General features: G+C 65.2%; 15 protein-coding genes. 8 read left to right on the top strand and 7 right to left on the bottom strand.

What is annotated here, in order from left to right; all coding sequences use genetic code 11:
- The first annotated feature begins 191 nt into the window (after nt 1-191).
- Together CK228_RS16785 and CK228_RS16780 are read left to right on the top strand one after the other, a co-directional pair.
- The gene (locus tag CK228_RS16785; protein ID WP_095773331.1) at nt 192-398 is read left to right on the top strand and encodes a hypothetical protein; all 207 of its coding nucleotides are present in this window, start codon (nt 192-194) and stop codon (nt 396-398) included.
- Nucleotides 399-401: 3 nt separating this feature from the next.
- The gene (locus CK228_RS16780; protein WP_095788569.1) at nt 402-962 is read left to right on the top strand and encodes a Fic family protein; all 561 of its coding nucleotides are present in this window, start codon (nt 402-404) and stop codon (nt 960-962) included.
- A 9-nt stretch (nt 963-971) separates the two neighbouring features.
- Here CK228_RS16780 and CK228_RS16775 read toward each other — a convergent pair whose 3' ends face one another.
- The 5 genes from CK228_RS16775 to CK228_RS16755 form a co-directional block, all read right to left on the bottom strand.
- Entirely contained in the window at nt 972-1,628 is a 657-nt protein-coding gene (locus CK228_RS16775) for a methionine ABC transporter permease (protein ID WP_095773447.1), read from the bottom strand.
- On the bottom strand, nt 1,609-2,706 hold the full coding sequence (locus tag CK228_RS16770) for a methionine ABC transporter ATP-binding protein (protein WP_095788568.1): 1,098 nt from the start codon (nt 2,704-2,706) through the stop codon (nt 1,609-1,611). Before CK228_RS16770 ends, CK228_RS16775 begins: the two co-directional genes overlap by 20 nt.
- A gap of 92 nt (nt 2,707-2,798) precedes the next feature.
- Nucleotides 2,799-3,653 carry a MetQ/NlpA family lipoprotein gene (locus CK228_RS16765; protein ID WP_095788567.1) on the bottom strand — a complete coding sequence of 285 codons (855 nt, stop codon included), beginning with the start codon at nt 3,651-3,653 and terminating at the stop codon, nt 2,799-2,801.
- A 241-nt stretch (nt 3,654-3,894) separates the two neighbouring features.
- A complete protein-coding gene (locus tag CK228_RS16760; RefSeq protein WP_095788566.1) occupies nt 3,895-5,382 on the bottom strand; it encodes an aldehyde dehydrogenase in 1,488 nt (495 codons plus the stop codon).
- A gap of 55 nt (nt 5,383-5,437) precedes the next feature.
- Nucleotides 5,438-6,886, bottom strand: coding sequence for an APC family permease (locus CK228_RS16755; RefSeq protein ID WP_095788565.1), 1,449 nt, complete (start codon nt 6,884-6,886; stop codon nt 5,438-5,440).
- Nucleotides 6,887-7,073: 187 nt separating this feature from the next.
- Here CK228_RS16755 and CK228_RS16750 point away from each other — a divergent pair, with 187 nt between their 5' ends.
- The 6 genes from CK228_RS16750 to CK228_RS16725 are packed head-to-tail and all read left to right on the top strand — an operon-like array spanning nt 7,074 to nt 13,524.
- A complete protein-coding gene (locus tag CK228_RS16750) occupies nt 7,074-7,844 on the top strand; it encodes an IclR family transcriptional regulator (protein ID WP_095788564.1) in 771 nt (256 codons plus the stop codon).
- Complete coding sequence (locus CK228_RS16745; RefSeq protein WP_095788563.1) at nt 7,844-9,124, top strand: Tm-1-like ATP-binding domain-containing protein; 1,281 nt, start codon at nt 7,844-7,846, stop codon at nt 9,122-9,124. The genes CK228_RS16750 and CK228_RS16745 overlap by 1 nt, the downstream gene beginning before the upstream one ends.
- Nucleotides 9,121-9,789, top strand: coding sequence for an HAD-IA family hydrolase (locus CK228_RS16740; protein ID WP_095788562.1), 669 nt, complete (start codon nt 9,121-9,123; stop codon nt 9,787-9,789). The genes CK228_RS16745 and CK228_RS16740 overlap by 4 nt, the downstream gene beginning before the upstream one ends.
- A 21-nt stretch (nt 9,790-9,810) precedes the next feature.
- Nucleotides 9,811-11,160 carry an aminotransferase class III-fold pyridoxal phosphate-dependent enzyme gene (locus tag CK228_RS16735; RefSeq protein WP_095788561.1) on the top strand — a complete coding sequence of 450 codons (1,350 nt, stop codon included), beginning with the start codon at nt 9,811-9,813 and terminating at the stop codon, nt 11,158-11,160.
- 31 nt (nt 11,161-11,191) lie between these two features.
- Entirely contained in the window at nt 11,192-12,505 is a 1,314-nt protein-coding gene (locus CK228_RS16730; protein ID WP_095788560.1) for an aminotransferase class III-fold pyridoxal phosphate-dependent enzyme, read from the top strand.
- On the top strand, nt 12,502-13,524 hold the full coding sequence (locus CK228_RS16725) for a phosphotransferase (protein WP_095788559.1): 1,023 nt from the start codon (nt 12,502-12,504) through the stop codon (nt 13,522-13,524). Before CK228_RS16730 ends, CK228_RS16725 begins: the two co-directional genes overlap by 4 nt.
- A gap of 9 nt (nt 13,525-13,533) precedes the next feature.
- Here CK228_RS16725 and hpaH read toward each other — a convergent pair whose 3' ends face one another.
- Both hpaH and CK228_RS16715 read right to left on the bottom strand, forming a co-directional pair.
- Nucleotides 13,534-14,340, bottom strand: coding sequence for a 2-oxo-hept-4-ene-1,7-dioate hydratase (gene hpaH / locus CK228_RS16720; RefSeq protein WP_095788558.1), 807 nt, complete (start codon nt 14,338-14,340; stop codon nt 13,534-13,536).
- A complete protein-coding gene (locus tag CK228_RS16715; RefSeq protein ID WP_095788557.1) occupies nt 14,337-15,209 on the bottom strand; it encodes a fumarylacetoacetate hydrolase family protein in 873 nt (290 codons plus the stop codon). The genes hpaH and CK228_RS16715 overlap by 4 nt, the downstream gene beginning before the upstream one ends.
- Nucleotides 15,210-15,435: the final 226 nt, after the last annotated feature.

Here is a 15,435-nt window from a genome sequence, read left to right as displayed (position 1 = left end):
CCCAGCTATGCCATATGCTCCTGTTGCAGGGTGGAGTTCGGCTACGAAGACGACGGCAAGGCGCTGGCGACCGCGCATCTGCGCTTGGCGCCGATGCCGTTCTTCGATCCCGAGGGTATGAGATTGAGGGGGTAGCCCGGCTTGCCTGGAATCGTTTTGGTTCCCCTCCGGGTCCATGATATGATTTGCGAATGAAGGCTCCCAATTCAAGAATCATCCGTTCGGCCAAGACAGGCCAGTTCGTCTTGACGAGCGTGCGCGGCGAGAAAATCAGCGCCGTGGAAGGCATGAAGCTCTCCCCTCGCATGGGTGAAATACTTAGCCAGGGCGTGCGGCGCGGACTGTCCGGTGATGAGCGGCGTTCGCTCATCAAGGAAGAAATCCGCAAAAAGAAATAGACATTGGCCTACGCTGCCGAGTTCGATCCGCTCTGCTATCCCGGCACGACGGTGCTCATCAATCTGCTGGACGTCCGCGATCAGGCCGAACTCGATGAGGTTGAGCTCGCCCTGTTCCTGACTCGCGCCGATGAGCCTCTTCCGGCAGGCGAACTCGACTACGTGCACCAGCACTTGTTCCAGGATGTCTATGGCTGGGCGGGTCAGGCGCGCACGATCCGCATCGGCAAGGCCGGCAGCTGGTTCTGTTATCCTGAGCACATAGCCAGTGAGATGGCTCGGGTGTTCCGCGAACTCGGCAACCCCGACCACCTGGCTGATCTTGACAGAGTCAGCTTTGCGAAGCATCTGGCGCACATCATCGCGGAGATCAATGCCGTTCACCCATTTCGTGAAGGCAATGGCCGTACCCAGCTTACATTCCTGGCCATGCTCGCCGAGCACGCAGGCTTCACGTTCAACGCCGATATCCTCGACCGTGACCGGGTGATTCAGGCCATGATAGACAGTTTCAGTGGGTCCGAGGCACCACTACAGGCTCTCATCGAAGACATCATCGCGTAGCTCGCCGGGTCATCCCCGCCGATCCAGCCGCGCCACCAATCGATCCCCCGCCCACTGGATGCCACACACCAGGATGATCAGCACGATCACCACCGCGACCATCACCGAGGTCTCGAATCGCTGATAGCCATAGCGGATGGCGAGGTCGCCGAGGCCGCCTGCACCGATGGCGCCAGCCATGGCCGAGGCGCCGATCAGCGTCACCAGCGTCACCGTGAAGCCGGCGACGATGCCGGGGAGCGCCTCCGGCACCAGCACCTCGCGGATGATCGTCCAGCGGTTGCCGCCCATGGCGCGCGCCGCCTCGATCAGGCCGTGGTCGACCTCGCGCAGCGACACTTCGGCGATGCGCGCATAGTACGGCGTGGCGGCGATCGACAGCGGCACGATGGCCGCCCATGTGCCGATCGAGGTGCCGACGATCAGCCGCGTCAGCGGGATCAGCGCCACCAGAAGGATGATGAACGGCACCGAGCGGAAGCCGTTGATGATTGCGCCGAGCACGCGGTTGACCCACAGGCTCTCCGCGATGCCGCCGCGCTCGGTGGCGATCAGGGCAAGTCCAAGCGGCAGGCCGAAGACCAGCGAGATCAGACCGGAGGCGGCCGTCATCAGCACCGTCTCCCAGATCGACCGCAGCAGAAGCTCAAACAGGACTGGCGACATGGCCAAGCACCTCCACCCGCGCCTGGCGGGCCTTCAGGAATGTGATGACGGCAGCGAGGTGGCTTGCATCGCTGCCAGCGACAGAGAGAAACAGCGTCCCGACCGGCTGCTGCTGGATATGGTCGATGCCGCCGTGGACGAGGCGGAAGGCGCCCGGAACAGCAATGGCAAGGTCGGACAGCAGCGGGCCGCTTGCCGCTTCGCCGGCCACGTCCACGCGCAGGATCGTCTCCGCGCCGGAAGCCGGCAGCAGCCGCGCCGCCAGTTCGGCCGGCAGTTGCGGCCGGATGGCGCCGAGCAGGCTTTTGGTGATGTCCGACTGCGGCTCGGCGAACACCGACCAGACCGGGCCTTGCTCGACGATGCGCCCGGTGTCGATCACCGCCACGCGGTCGGCGATAGAGCGGATCACTTCCATCTCATGGGTGATCAGCAGGATGGTCAGTCCAAGCTGCCGGTTGATGTCTTTCAGCAGCGCGAGGATCGAGCGCGTCGTCTCCGGGTCGAGCGCCGATGTCGCTTCGTCCGACAACAGCAGCGCCGGCCGCGCTGCCAGCGCCCGGGCGATGCCGACGCGCTGCTTCTGGCCGCCTGACAGCGATGCCGGATAGGCGCGGGCTTTCTCCGACAGGCCAACGAGCTCAAGCAGCTCCGCCGCCCGCGCCAGCCGCTCGGCCTTCGGACGGCCCTCGATCTTCAGCGGCAGCGCCACATTGTCCTCGACCGTCTTGGCCGACAGCAGGTTGAAATGCTGGAAGATCATGCCGATGCGCCGCCGCAACGGCTGCAGGTCGCGCTCGCCAAGCCGGCTGATCTCGCGGCCCTCGATGAAGACCTTGCCGGAATCGGGCCGCTCCAGCCCGTTCAGGCAGCGGATCAGCGTCGACTTGCCGGCGCCACTGCGGCCGATAATGCCGAGGATCTCGCCCTTGCGCACCGTCAGCGAGATGCCGTCGATCGCCGGCGTGGCACCGAAGCGGCGCCTCAGGTCGACAAGGCGCACAACGTCTTGCGACAGGTCGGGTCCGGCGTGGGGCGGATCGGCGATCTCCCTGGATGCCGTGATATGCTGGTTCATACGGTTTCCTGTTCTCGCCATCGAAAACGCAAGTGCGGCCCGCGCTCAGGCGCGGACCGCATTTGCTCTCGAACCGGGCGTCCGGTCGCGGATCAATAGGCGCTGAGGCCGGTGCCCCTGTAGACCTTGTCGAACTCGGCCTTCACCGCGTCGTTCTGGTAGGAGGCCACCAGCGTCTTCACCCAGGCCGAGTTCTCGTTGCCGACCTTGACAGCGATAAAGTTGCGGTAGGGATTGTCAGCGATGGGCTCCTGCGCGATGCGGTTTCCCGGCGTCAGGCCGCTTTTCAGCGCCCAGTCGGTGTTGACCACGGCGGCATCGAGATCCTCGACCGAGCGGCCGACGATGCCGGCGTCGAGTTCCTTGATCTCGACCTTCTTGGGGTTCTCCGCGATGTCGGCCGTGGTCGCCAGAATGCCGGTGCCGTCCTTCAGCTTGATCACGCCCTCGTTCTGCAGCACGCGCAGCGCCCGGCCTTCATTGGACGGGTCGTTCGGCACGCCGATCACCGCGCTCTCGGGCAGATCGGCGACCGCCTTGTACTTCTTGGAGTAGAGGCCGATCGGCCAGACGCCGGTGTAGCCGACGCGCACGATGTGATAGCCTTGAGTCTTGATCTGGTTGTCGAGATAGGGCTGGTGCTGGAAGGCGTTGGCGTCGATCTCGCCGCGCTCCAGCGCCTCGTTCGGCTGGGTGTAATCGTTGAACACTACGGTCTCGATGGTCAGGCCTTTTTCGGCGGCCTGGGCGACCACGACGCGCCAGACATCCTCGTCCTCGCCGCTGATGATGCCGACCTTGATCGCCTTCTTGTCCTCGGCGAAAGACGCATGCGGCGCCATCAGGCTGCCGACCGCGACGGCCGATGCGAACAGCAGAGCCAGGCCGCTGCGACGGTGGATGGTTGACCAAAGGGAAGATGGCAAAGTGTTGTTGACGTCGGACATGATTGATCTCTGCGGTTGTGAAGTCATGACAGCAAGGCGGATCGCCCAGGCTTGGTCACATCGTCAGAAATTCTATCGGTTTTATCAAAGAACGTGTTTCGCCGTTCTCGGCAAAGCCCGGAATATTCTCTCAAAAATTTGAAGGGCGGGAGCACAAGACGCCATTGGATCGACCGCGGCGATGTAGCGCTGCGATCCGGGGCAATCGGGAGGGATCAGATTCTGGAGGCCTAGCGGGTCCTCACAGCGCGATCCAGGCGGTCTTCAGCTCCAGATATTTCTCCAGCGCGTGCAGTGACTTGTCGCGGCCGAAACCGGACTGCTTGACGCCGCCGAGCGGCACGGTGATGTCGGCGCCGCCATAGGTGTTGACGTGGACGACGCCGGCATTGATGGCGCGCACCATGCGGTGCGCGGTGGACAGGTTGGCGGTCCACACCGCGGAGGCGAGCCCGTAGACTGTGGAATTGGCAAGGCGCACCGCTTCCTCCTCGGTGTCGAAACGCATGACGCCGAGTACCGGCCCGAACACCTCCTCGCGGGCAAGCTGCATGTTCTGCGTGACGTTTTCGAAGATCGTCGGCGCCATGTAGCTGCCGCCGGTCTCGGCCAGGATGCGTTCGCCGCCGGTGACCAGGCGTGCGCCTTCGATTTGCGCCCGGGCGACGAAGCCGAGGTTCTTGTCCAGCTGTTCCGCGCTCGACACCGCGCCGATGTCGCTGGTGAGATCGAGCGGATCGCCGACCTTCAGCCGCGTGGTCGCCGAGACAAGCTCGTCCATGAAACGGTCATAGACCGATGCCTGGACGAGCAGGCGCGAGCCGGCGACACAGACCTGGCCGGAATTGCGAAAAATGCCGTTGGCCGAGACGACCGCCGCCTGCTTCAGGTCCGGGGCGTCGGCGAAGACGATGTTGGGCGACTTGCCGCCGAGTTCGAGGAAGACGCGCTTCACATTGGAGCGGGCGGAATAGTCGAGCAGCCGCCGGCCGACCGGCCCCGAGCCGGTGAAGGCGATGGCGTCGACATCCATATGCAGCCCGAGCGCCTCGCCGGTGACCGCGCCCCGGCCGGTGACGACGTTGAGCACGCCGGCGGGCAGGCCGGCCTCGGCCGCCAGTTCCGCCAGCCGCAACAGCGTCAGCGAGGCGATCTCCGGCGGCTTGACCACCACGCAATTGCCGGCGGCAAGGGCGGGCGCGACCTTCCAGGCGCCGATCATCAGCGGAAAATTCCACGGCACGATGACGCCGACGACGCCGAGCGGCTCCTTGTGGATCAGGCCCAGCACGTTCTCTGCCGTCGGCGCGATCTCGCCATAGACCTTGTCGATCGCCTCGGCGTAGTAGCGGATGGTGCCGGCCGCGGACAGCGGCTCTGCCTTGTAGGCCATGCCGATCTCGGTGCCGTTGTCACGCACGCCGAGCACCGCCAGTTCGTCGACATGCTTTTCGATCAGTTCGGCGAGCCTGCTCAGCACCTTCTTGCGGAAGGCGGGGGCGGCGCGCGACCACGAACCCTTTTCGAACGCCTTGCGCGCCGATGTCACCGCGCGGTCGACATCAGCGGCATTGCCGTCGGCGATGCTGGCGAAAACGCGGCCGTCGATCGGCGATATCACCGGCAGCGTCGCGCCGGCTATTCCCTGCGATTGTGCGCCATCGATGAACAGGCCGCGCGTGCCGATCTCCGTGTGGCACAGCGTGTCGATGGCATTTTGACTGATCATGATCTTCTCATTTCAGGTGGGCTGGGCGGCTTGGTACGCCGCCCAGATATTTCGCTCAATCCTTCAGCGGCAGGCCGAGGCTCTCGAAGGCGACCGGGTCGCGGCCTCGCAGGGCGCCGGCCAGCAGCAGGCCGACTACCGCGGCGATCAGCACCAGCCCCGGCAGGAACACGCCGAGGAAGCCGCCGGCTCCGGACAGGCTGCCGAAATTGATGACGATCAGATAGATGATGATGACGAAGGCGATGAAGGTCAGCCCGGGCAGGATGGTGGTCTTCACCGCGTTCTCCTGCGCCGACGGGTTGGCGCGGAAATACATCACCACGGCCAGCGAGGCCACCGCCATCATGACGATGACGCCGAGCGTCGCGACATTGGTCAGCCAGGAAAACAGCGCCAGCACCGGATCGAGGCCGAGCACGGCGAATAGGCCGACGACGAGGGCAGCAAGCACGCTCTGGATCACCGAGGCGACATGCGGGCTCTGATGCGCCGAATGCGTCACGCCGATCGACTGCGGCAACAGCTTCTCGCGGCCAGAGACATAGATGTAACGGGCGACCGCATTGTGGAACGCCAGCACGCCGGCAAACAGGCTCGACACGAACAGGATGCTCATGGCGTGGGTCAGCAGCGTTCCGGCGTAGCGGTCGGACAAGCCGAACAGGAAGGTCGTCGGATCCTGCAGGCCTTGCAGCGCCGGCAGCAATTTGTCGACGCCGGCGCCCACCGCCATCAGCCAGGCGGTGACCATGTAGAACACGCCGATCAAAAGCACCGAGAAATAGGTGGCGCGCGGAATGGTGACCTTGGGGTCGCGGGCTTCCTCGGCATAGATCGTCGTCGCCTCGAAGCCGATGAAGGCGGCGAAGCAGAACAGGATGGCGATGGCCGGTGCGCCCGAAATGATCTGGCTCCAGCTGAACGGCGCGGCCGACAGGCCGCTGTCGCCGCCGGTCTTGAGGATCGTCAGATCGAGGATCAGCACCACGGCATATTCGCACAGCACCAGAACCGTCAGGATCTTGGCCGACAGGTCGACCTGGCGGTAGCCGAGCACGGCGACGATGGCGATGGCGATGAAGCTCCACACCCACCAGGGCAGGTTGATGCCCCAGCCGGCGAACAGGCCGGAGGTGGCTGCACCAAGCATGCCCATGACGCCGATCTGCATGGCATTGTAGGACAGGATGGCGATCAGCGCCGTGGCGCCGCCGGCGAAACCGCCCAGGCCGCGCGCGGCATAGGCATAGAAGGCGCCGGCATTGCCGACATGGCGCGACATGGCGACATAGCCGACCGCGAACAGCAGCAGCAGCACCGTCACGATCAGGTAGGTGCCGGCAAAGCCCGCGCCATTGCCCATCAGCATGCCGAGCGGCGTGCCGCCGGCCACCGCCGTAAGGGGCGCGGCCGCCGAGATCACCATGAAGGTGATGGCGCCGACGCCGAGACTGTTCTTGCGCAGCCTGTTGGCCGGCGCCTGTTCCGAAACTGCTGTCATTGATCCCTCCTGTTTGCAAACCGGTTTGGCTTGCCGGCCGAATGGCCTGTCCCATATGCTCTGGATATTGGTTCATTATTTGAACCGTTATTTTGAATATAGACTTGCAAACCAAGCGGCTTGCTGTCAAGTTAATTCACACGTTAATTGATTGCCCCTGCTGGGAGGCAAATGCCGGGAGGACGCATTGGGTACGGTCGGCAAGGCGATTTCACTTCTGGAGCTGTTCACCGTGGCCGAACCCGAACTCGGGCTGAGCGATCTGGCGCGCCGCTCGGGCTTCGACAAGGCAACGACGCGGCGGCTGCTGGTGGCGCTGACGCGTCATGGCTTCGTCGAGCAGGACGCCGCCACGCGGCACTACAGGCTCGGTGCCGGCCTGTCGCGGCTGGCACGCATCCGCGAGGCGCGCTTCCCTTTCCTGCGGACCGCGGTACCGCTGGTGCGGGATCTGGCCAGCGCCACGGCCGAGACCGTGCATCTGTCGGAATTCGGCATCGACAGGCTGGTCACCGTCCATGTCGAGCATCCGGCCCGGGCGAACCGCGTCAACATCGATATCGGCCAGCTTCTGCCCCTGCATTCGACCGCGTCGGGCATCGCCTATCTGGCCTTTGCCAGGGATGAGGCCGTCAAGGCATGCCTGGCGGGTCTTCTCGAAGCCTTCACGGCGCACACGCTGACCGAGCCCGCGGCCATTTCCCGTTCCATGGCCGAGGCGCGCGAGCGCGGCTATTCGATCTGCGATCAGGGCCTGGAAGAAGGCGTCATATCCGTCGCGGCGGCAATCCTGGCGGCGGACGGCTTCGCGCTCGGCACCATCGCCGTGGCCGCGCCGAAGGCCAGGACGACGACGGCCGACATCACGCAACGCGGACTTGCGGTCATGGCAACGGCACGGGAGATTTCGATGCGCCTCAATGGCGACAATCTGCAAAGTCTAAGGAGGCAGGCCTAATGTCCGCAGAGACCGCGCCCCGCATTCTGGTTATCGGCACCGGCGACACCAAGGCCGACGAATTGCTGTTCATGAAAGCCTGCATCGAGGCATCGGGCGGCAGCGCCGTGATGATGGATGTCAGTGTGCTGGGCAATCCGCCCTACAGCCCCGATCACGACAAGCACGCCGTGGCCCGCGCCGTCGACGTGACGATCGAGGAGATCGTCGCGAGCGGTGACGAGAACACCGCCATGACGCTGATGGCGGGCGGGGCCGTGCAACTGGTGCGCCAGCTGCACCGCAATGGCGAGATCGACGCCTTCATCGCCATAGGCGGTTCAATGGGTACTGACCTGGCGCTCGACGTCGCGCTTTCCCTGCCGCTCGGCGTGCCGAAATTCGTCGTCTCCACCATCGCCTATTCGCACCTGATCCCGCCCGAACGCGTCGCGCCGGACCTGATGATGATCCTCTGGGCCGGCGGGCTCTATGGCCTCAACTCGATCTGCAGACTGGTCCTGTCGCAGGCCTGCGGCGCGGTGGTCGGCGCGGCCAGGATCGTTCTGGAGAACCGCGCCTCGGCCCCGGCGATCGGCCCCACCATCGGCATGACGTCGCTCGGCAGCTCCTGCCTGCGCTACATGAAGACGCTGAAGCCGGCGCTGGAACGCCGCGGCTATGATGTCGCCGTCTTCCACACCACAGGCATGGGCGGCCGCGCCTTCGAATCGATCGCCGGCCAGGATCATTTCTGCGCCGTCTTCGATTTCAGCCTGCAGGAGATCACCAACCATCTGGCCGGTTCCGTCGTCTCCTCCGGCAATGACCGGCTGGAAAATGCCGGCGCTCGCGGCATTCCGCAGATCGCCGCCCCTGGCGCGGTGGACATGGTCGACCTGCCGACCTGGCAGGATTTGCCGGCTAAATTTTCCGAGCGCCCGTTTCACGCCCATAACAGGCTGATCGCCTCGATCACCGTCGATGCCGACGACCGCCGCGAGGTCGCCAGGACCATCGCCGCCAAGCTCGACGCCTCGAAAGGGCGCTCCGCCCTCATCCTGCCTTCCCAAGGCATCCAGGAGTGGGACATGCCGGGCGAGCCGCTTTATGAGCCGGAAGCCCTCGCCGCCTTCGTCGACGAGATGCGCAAGGCGATTTCCCCCGAAGTCGAGTTCCACGAGATCGACGCCCATATCAACAGCGACGATTTTGTCGCCAAGGCACTCGAGATCTTCGACCGCTGGGTCGAGGAAGGCATCATCCCGCGCGGCATGCCGGCCAAGGGGGTGGCTGCGTGAGCGCTGCTCCGGCCCAGGCGCTCGTCCTCGATTTCGGCGGCGTCGTCACCCGCACGCTATTCGAGACCCATGCCCTGACCGAACAGGCGCTCGGCTTGAAGCCGGGAACGCTGCAATGGCGCGGCCCGTTCGATCCAGCCAGCGATCCGCTGTGGCGCTCGATGCAGGCCGACGAGATCAGCGAGCGTGACTATTGGCGCACCCGCACCAGTGAGGTCGGGCGTCTCGTCGGAGAGGACTGGCAGGCAATGGAAACCTTCGTCCAGCGCGCACGGGGGGCCGAGCCGGAAAAGGTGGTGCGGCCCGAAGCCGAACATGCCATCCGCGCCGTTCATGCCGCCGGCTTTCGCCTGGCGATCCTGTCCAACGAACTCGACCTGTTCTACGGTGCCGATTTTCGCCGGCGGCTGCCGCTGCTCGGCCTGTTCGACGTGATCGCCGACGCCACCTATACCGGCATCCTCAAGCCCGACGCGCGCGCCTATGGTTTCGTCACCGAGGCGTTAGGCCTGCCTGCCGAGGCTTGTGTCTTCGTCGACGACCAGCAGCGCAATGTCGATGGCGGCCATGCCGCCGGCATGCGCACGGTGCATTTCGACGTTGCCCGGCCAGCGCTTTCCTACGCCGAAGCCCTTGCCCATTTCGACCTCGTCCCAGTTGCCTGAGACCATTTGCGGAGCCTTGTGATGCGCGACATCAATTTCCTCACCGAGACCAATGCCAAGCCGATCTGGCATCCCATGGCGCATCCGGCCGAGATGCGGGCCAATCCGCCCAAGGTGATCATGAAGGGTGAGGGCGTCACCGTCACCGATATCGATGGCAGGAGCGTGCTCGACGCGGTCGGAGGCCTGTGGAACGTCAATCTCGGCTACAGCTGCGACCCGATCAAGAAGGCGATCGCCGACCAGCTCGGCGCGCTGCCTTACTATTCAGGCTTTCGCGGCACCTCGACCGGGCCGTCGATCGAGCTCGCCTACGAACTCGCCGAATGGTTCGCACCGGAAGGCATGGTGCGGACCTTCTTCACCTCGGGCGGCTCGGATTCGGTCGAGACGGCACTGCGGCTGGCGAGGCAATACTGGAAGATCCGCGGCCAGGGTGATCGCACCAAGTTCCTCGCCTTGAAGAAGGGTTATCACGGCACGCATTTCGGCGGCGCTTCGGTCAACGGCAACGCGAATTTCCGCCGCAACTACGAGCCGCTGCTGCCCGGCGTGTTCCATATCCCGGCACCCTGGACCTTCCGCAACCCGTTCGACGAGACCGACCCGGCGCGGCTGGCCAAACTCTGCGCCAAGGTGCTGGAGGAGGAGATCGCCTTCCAGGGCGGCGACACCATCGCCGCTTTCATCATGGAGCCGGTGCTCGGCGCCGGCGGCGTCATCGTTCCACACGAAAGCTTCATGCCGCTGGTGCGCGAGATCTGCGACCGCCACGAGATCCTGCTGATCGCCGACGAGGTGGTGACAGGCTTCGGCCGCACCGGCGCCTGGTCGGGCTCGCGGCTGACCGGTGTGAAGCCGGATTTCATGACCATCGCCAAGGCGATCACCTCCGGCTATTTCCCGCTCGGCGCGACCTTGATCGGCGCCAGGGTTGCCGATGTCTTCGAGGCCGACAAGACCAGTTTTGGGTCGATCGGCCATGGCTACACCTATTCCGGCCATCCTGTCGGCTGCGCGGCGGGATTGGCGGCACTTGCCGAGACCAAACGGCTCCGTCTGAACGCGAACGCGGCCGTGCGCGGCGTCGAGCTTGGGGCGGTGCTGGAAGGGCTGAAGGCCCGGCACGCCATCGTCGGCGATGTCCGGTACAAGGGGCTGATGGCGGCACTGGAACTGGTTTCCGACCGCGCGACCAAGAAGCCGACCGACAAGAAGACCATGGCCTTGGTTTCGGAGGCGGCCTACGAGGCCGGCGTCATGCTGCGCGTCTCCGGCAACAACATTATCCTGTCGCCGCCCCTCATCATCAGCGCCGCCGATGTCGCCAAGATTGGCGAAGCGCTGGACGCCGGCCTCTCGAAGGTCTGACGAAGCGGCTGATACAACGGAGTTTTGGTACATGCAGATAGCTCAATCCCAGAAGAAACCGGCTGGAGAAACGCTGATTGGCCGGCGTGGCCGCCTGCTCGGCACGAAATCGCAATTGTTCTATGAAGAGCCGGTCCATCTGGTGCGCGGCGAAGGCGTCTGGCTCTATGACGCTGACGGCCGCCAATATCTCGATGCCTACAACAATGTCGCCCATGTCGGTCACTGCCACCCGCATGTGGTCGAGGCGCTGTGCCGGCAGGCAGGCCTGCTCAACACCCACACGCGCTATCTCCACACCGCCATCCTCGACTATGTCGAGCGGCTGACCGCGACATTCGATGCCGGCCTGTCCACCGCCATCCTGACCTGCACCGGCAGCGAGGCCAACGACATCGCGCTGCGCATGGCGCAGGCGACGTCGGGCCAGATGGGTATCATCGCCACCGACGCCACCTATCACGGCAACACTTCCGCCGTTTCGCAGGTCTCAACGCGCATGCCTCCGGTCGGCGGCCGTGCGCCCTATGTCAGGCTGGTGCCGGCGCCCGACAGTTATCGCCATCCCGACGCCATGGCCAACGGCAAGGCGTTCGGCGACGCGGTGCGCGAAGCCATCGCTTCGCTGGCAAAGGACGGTATCGGCCTGTCCGGCATGATCCTCTGCCCGTTGCTCGCCAATGAAGGTTTCCCGACGCTCCCCACCGGATTCTTCGACGACGCCGTGGCGGCGCTGCGTGAGGCCGGCGGTCTGGTCATCGCCGACGAGGTGCAGCCCGGCTTTGGCCGCACCGGCAGCCATTTCTGGGGCCATCAGCGCGCCGGCTTCGTTCCCGACATCGTCACCATGGGCAAGCCGATGGGCAATGGCCACCCGGTCGCCGCTGTCGTCACCACCACAGAGATCCTGTCGACGTTCCGCAACGCCTTCCGCTACTTCAACACCTTTGGCGGCAATCCGGTTTCCTGTGCGGTCGCCAATGCCGTCCTCGATGTCCTGGAAGACGAAAACCTCGTCGCCAACGCGTGCGATGTCGGCGCCTATGCGCTCGGCCTGCTGCGGCCGCTGGCCGATCGGCATGACTGCATCGGGGAGATCAGGGGCGCCGGCCTGTTCTTCGGCGCCGAGCTGGTCCACGACCGCGAGACGCGCGAGGCCGCGCCCGACATCGCCGGGCGCGTCATCAACGCGATGCGCGACCGTGGCGTGCTTATGGGCAAGACCGGCATCCACGGCAATGTGCTCAAGATCCGCCCGCCCATGCCGTTTTCCCGCGCCCATGCCGATCTGCTGATCGGCACGCTCGACGAAGTGCTCGATGAAGTCGACGGAGGGACGGCGTGAACGTGGTTTCCGAGCGATCCGAGCCCGAGACGGAAGCGCATGTTACCGCACTTGCCCGGCATGCGCTCACCCATTGGGGCGTCCGCGACGGCGAACCGGAGCTGCTGAAATACCGCGAGAATGCGGTCTTCCGCGTCTCTCTGCCGGACGGCCAGCCGGCCGCCATGCGCATCCATCGGCTTGGCTACCACACGGATGCCGCGCTTCGCTCGGAACTGCAATGGATGAGTTTTCTGCAATCCGCCGGTATCGCCACGCCGTCTCCGGTGCCGACACCGGCCGGCGATCTGTTCGTGCTTGTCAGGAAGGCCGCCTCAGGACCGCCTCGCCAGGCCGATTGCCTGAGCTGGCTCGAAGGCCGCGCCGTCGGCGCGCGGGGCGTACCCCTGGCCTACACTCCTGAACAGGCAAGGCAGGTCTTCACCGCGATCGGCCGAACCATCGCGCAGATGCACAATATCAGCGCCAGCTGGACGCCGCCCGCCGGTTTTGCCCGCCATGCCTGGGATTTCGACGGCTTCTTCGGCCCGAGCCCGACCTGGGGCCGCTTCGAGACCTCGCCCTTTCTCGATGGCCCGCGCCGCGGCCTTGTTTTGCAGGCACGGGACAAAGCCGTGAAGGCGCTTTCGGAGCATGAGCGCAGCCCTCGCAACTTCGGCATCATCCATGCCGATCTGGTGCGCGAGAACGTGCTGATCCATGACGGCGCGGTGCGCATCATCGACTTCGACGATTGCGGCTTTGGCTGGCATATGTACGACCTTGCCGTCGCCCTGTATCAGAACCGGCAGGAGCCGCTCTATCCGCTGATCGAGGCATCGCTGCTCGAGGGCTACCGGCAGGAGCGGACGTTGACGCCGCACGATGTCGCCGCGCTACCGCTGTTCGCCGCGCTGCGGTCATTCGCCTTTCTGGGCTGGGTGCAGAGCCGCGTCGAAGGCGACATCACCAGGGAGGTCGGCCTGCGCATGTCCAACATCGCGGCCGATGTGGTGATCGCCTATCTGCGCGGCGAATAGGCGGCACCGTCAGCCCTTGGCGAAATGAATGCTGACCGTGCCTGAACTGCCAAAATCGGCGACGATCGTGTCGCCGGGCCGCGCCTCCACAGGACGCACGAATGAGCCCGACAGCACCACTTCGCCGGCGGCGATCGACATCCCGTAGCGGGCGAGCCGGTCGGCCAGCCAGGCAACGCCCATGGCCGGGTGGTTGAGCACGCCGGCGCCGAGCCCGGTTTCCTCGACCTCGGCATTGCGCGAGACGATGGCGCCGATCCAGCGCATGTCGGCTTCATCGGGCCGCTGCGGCCGCCCGCCGATAACGATGCCGGCATTGGCGGCGTTGTCGGAGATCGTGTCGAAGAAGCTGCGCGCCTTCTTCGTCTCGGCGTTGACGCGTTCGATGCGCGTGTCGAGGATTTCCAGCGCCGGCGTGATGTAGTCGGTGGCATTGAGCACGTCGAAGAGGGTCACCCCTGGCCCCTTGAGCGGCGCTTTCATGACGAAGGCGATCTCGGCCTCGACGCGCGGCTGGATGAAGCGGCCGGCCGGAACCGTCGCGCCGTCGTTGAAGAACATGTCGTCGAACAGCACACCGGAATCCGGCGTGTCGATAGCCAGCGCATATTGCATCGCCTTGGAGGTCAGGCCGATCTTCCAGCCCTTCGGCTTCAGCCCGGCATCGATCTTGCGCGTCACCAGCGCCGCCTGGACGCGATAGGCGTCCTCCATGGTGGCGTCGGGAAAATCGAGGCTGAGCAGCCGGATCTGGCGGCGCGAGCGCTCGGCCTCGAACAGCCGGTTGGCGGCGTCTTCCACTTGTTCCGGGGTCATGAAGCTGCCTCGTCGACGACGCTGTTGCGCAGCACGCCGATGCCGTCGGCCTCGACCTCGATCACGTCGCCCGGCTTCAGCCAGACCGGCGGGTCGAAGCGGGCGCCGGCGCCGGTCGGCGTGCCGGTGACGATGATATCGCCTGGCACCAGCGTGGTGAAGGTCGAGATGTAGTTGATGATCTTGCGGAAGGAAAAGATCATGCGGCTGGTGCGGTCCTGCTGGCGCAGCTCGCCATTGACCCGGGTGGAGAGCGTAATGTCGGCGACCTGCGCCTCGCCGGTGAACGGCACCAGCCACGGGCCGATCGAGCCGGTGCGGTCAAAATTCTTGCCTTGCGTGACGTTGAACTTGGCATGCCGGACCCAGTCGCGGATGGTGCCTTCATTGCACAGCGACAGTGCGGCGATATGGCCGAGCGCTTGGGTCTCCGCGATGCGCCGGCCGCCCTTGCCGATGACGATGACGATCTCGCCCTCATAGTCGAGCTGTGGCGATTCGGGCGGCCGCACCAGCGGCGCGCCGTGTCCGACGAAGGAGCGCGGGAAGCGGATGAAAAGCGACGGGTTGGCCGGCGCCGCCTGCCCGTCCTTGTACTCCTCGTTGCGGTCCGGATAGTTGACGCCGACGCAGATGATCTTTTCCGGCGACGGGACAGGGATGTCGTAGGCGACGGCGTCGAGCGGAAAATCGGCGGCAAACCCCTCCGCCTCTTCCGCCAGCCGCCGCAAGGCGCCGGCCTCGATCACCTCGCGCAATGTCGGCCACTGGCTGTAGCGGGCCGACAGGTCGACGACGCCCTTGCCTGTGACCGCGCCATAGCGCGCCTTGCCGCCGGCGGTGAAGGTGGCGAGGCGTGACGGGGTCATGCGGCGGCTCCGCCGATGGTGATGCGGAATATCGGCGAGGTTGGAGCCCTACGGCGCCCCCCTCTGTCCTGCCGGACATCTCCCCCACACGGGGGGAGATTGGCAGCTCGGACGGATGGCGCTCTTCTTGCAGCGTTGGAGATTGGCGAAGGCGGAGATGACGTCCAATCTCCCCCCTCGTGGGGGAGATGTCCGGCAGGACAGAGGGGGGCGCGAAGGAATGCCG

The sequence above is a fragment of the Mesorhizobium sp. WSM4312 genome (assembly GCF_002294875.1).
In the GTDB taxonomy this organism is placed as follows: Bacteria; Pseudomonadota; Alphaproteobacteria; order Rhizobiales; family Rhizobiaceae; genus Mesorhizobium.
The sequence above is the reverse complement of the archived record's forward strand: the minus strand, read 5'-3'. Positions and strand labels throughout refer to the sequence as shown.

Bases quoted from the DNA above. Each gene is read 5' to 3' on its own strand.
- CK228_RS16785 (WP_095773331.1), top strand. From the start codon at position 192: ATGAAGGCTCCCAATTCAAGAATCATCCGTTCGGCCAAGACAGGCCAG.
- CK228_RS16730 (WP_095788560.1), top strand. From the start codon at position 11,192: ATGCAGATAGCTCAATCCCAGAAGAAACCGGCTGGAGAAACGCTGATT.
- CK228_RS16745 (WP_095788563.1), top strand. From the start codon at position 7,844: ATGTCCGCAGAGACCGCGCCCCGCATTCTGGTTATCGGCACCGGCGAC.
- CK228_RS16770 (WP_095788568.1), bottom strand. From the start codon at position 2,706: ATGAACCAGCATATCACGGCATCCAGGGAGATCGCCGATCCGCCCCAC.
- CK228_RS16735 (WP_095788561.1), top strand. From the start codon at position 9,811: ATGCGCGACATCAATTTCCTCACCGAGACCAATGCCAAGCCGATCTGG.
- CK228_RS16760 (WP_095788566.1), bottom strand. From the start codon at position 5,382: ATGATCAGTCAAAATGCCATCGACACGCTGTGCCACACGGAGATCGGC.
- hpaH (WP_095788558.1), bottom strand. From the start codon at position 14,340: ATGACCCCGGAACAAGTGGAAGACGCCGCCAACCGGCTGTTCGAGGCC.
- CK228_RS16715 (WP_095788557.1), bottom strand. From the start codon at position 15,209: ATGACCCCGTCACGCCTCGCCACCTTCACCGCCGGCGGCAAGGCGCGC.
- CK228_RS16755 (WP_095788565.1), bottom strand. From the start codon at position 6,886: ATGACAGCAGTTTCGGAACAGGCGCCGGCCAACAGGCTGCGCAAGAAC.
- CK228_RS16775 (WP_095773447.1), bottom strand. From the start codon at position 1,628: ATGTCGCCAGTCCTGTTTGAGCTTCTGCTGCGGTCGATCTGGGAGACG.
- CK228_RS16765 (WP_095788567.1), bottom strand. From the start codon at position 3,653: ATGTCCGACGTCAACAACACTTTGCCATCTTCCCTTTGGTCAACCATC.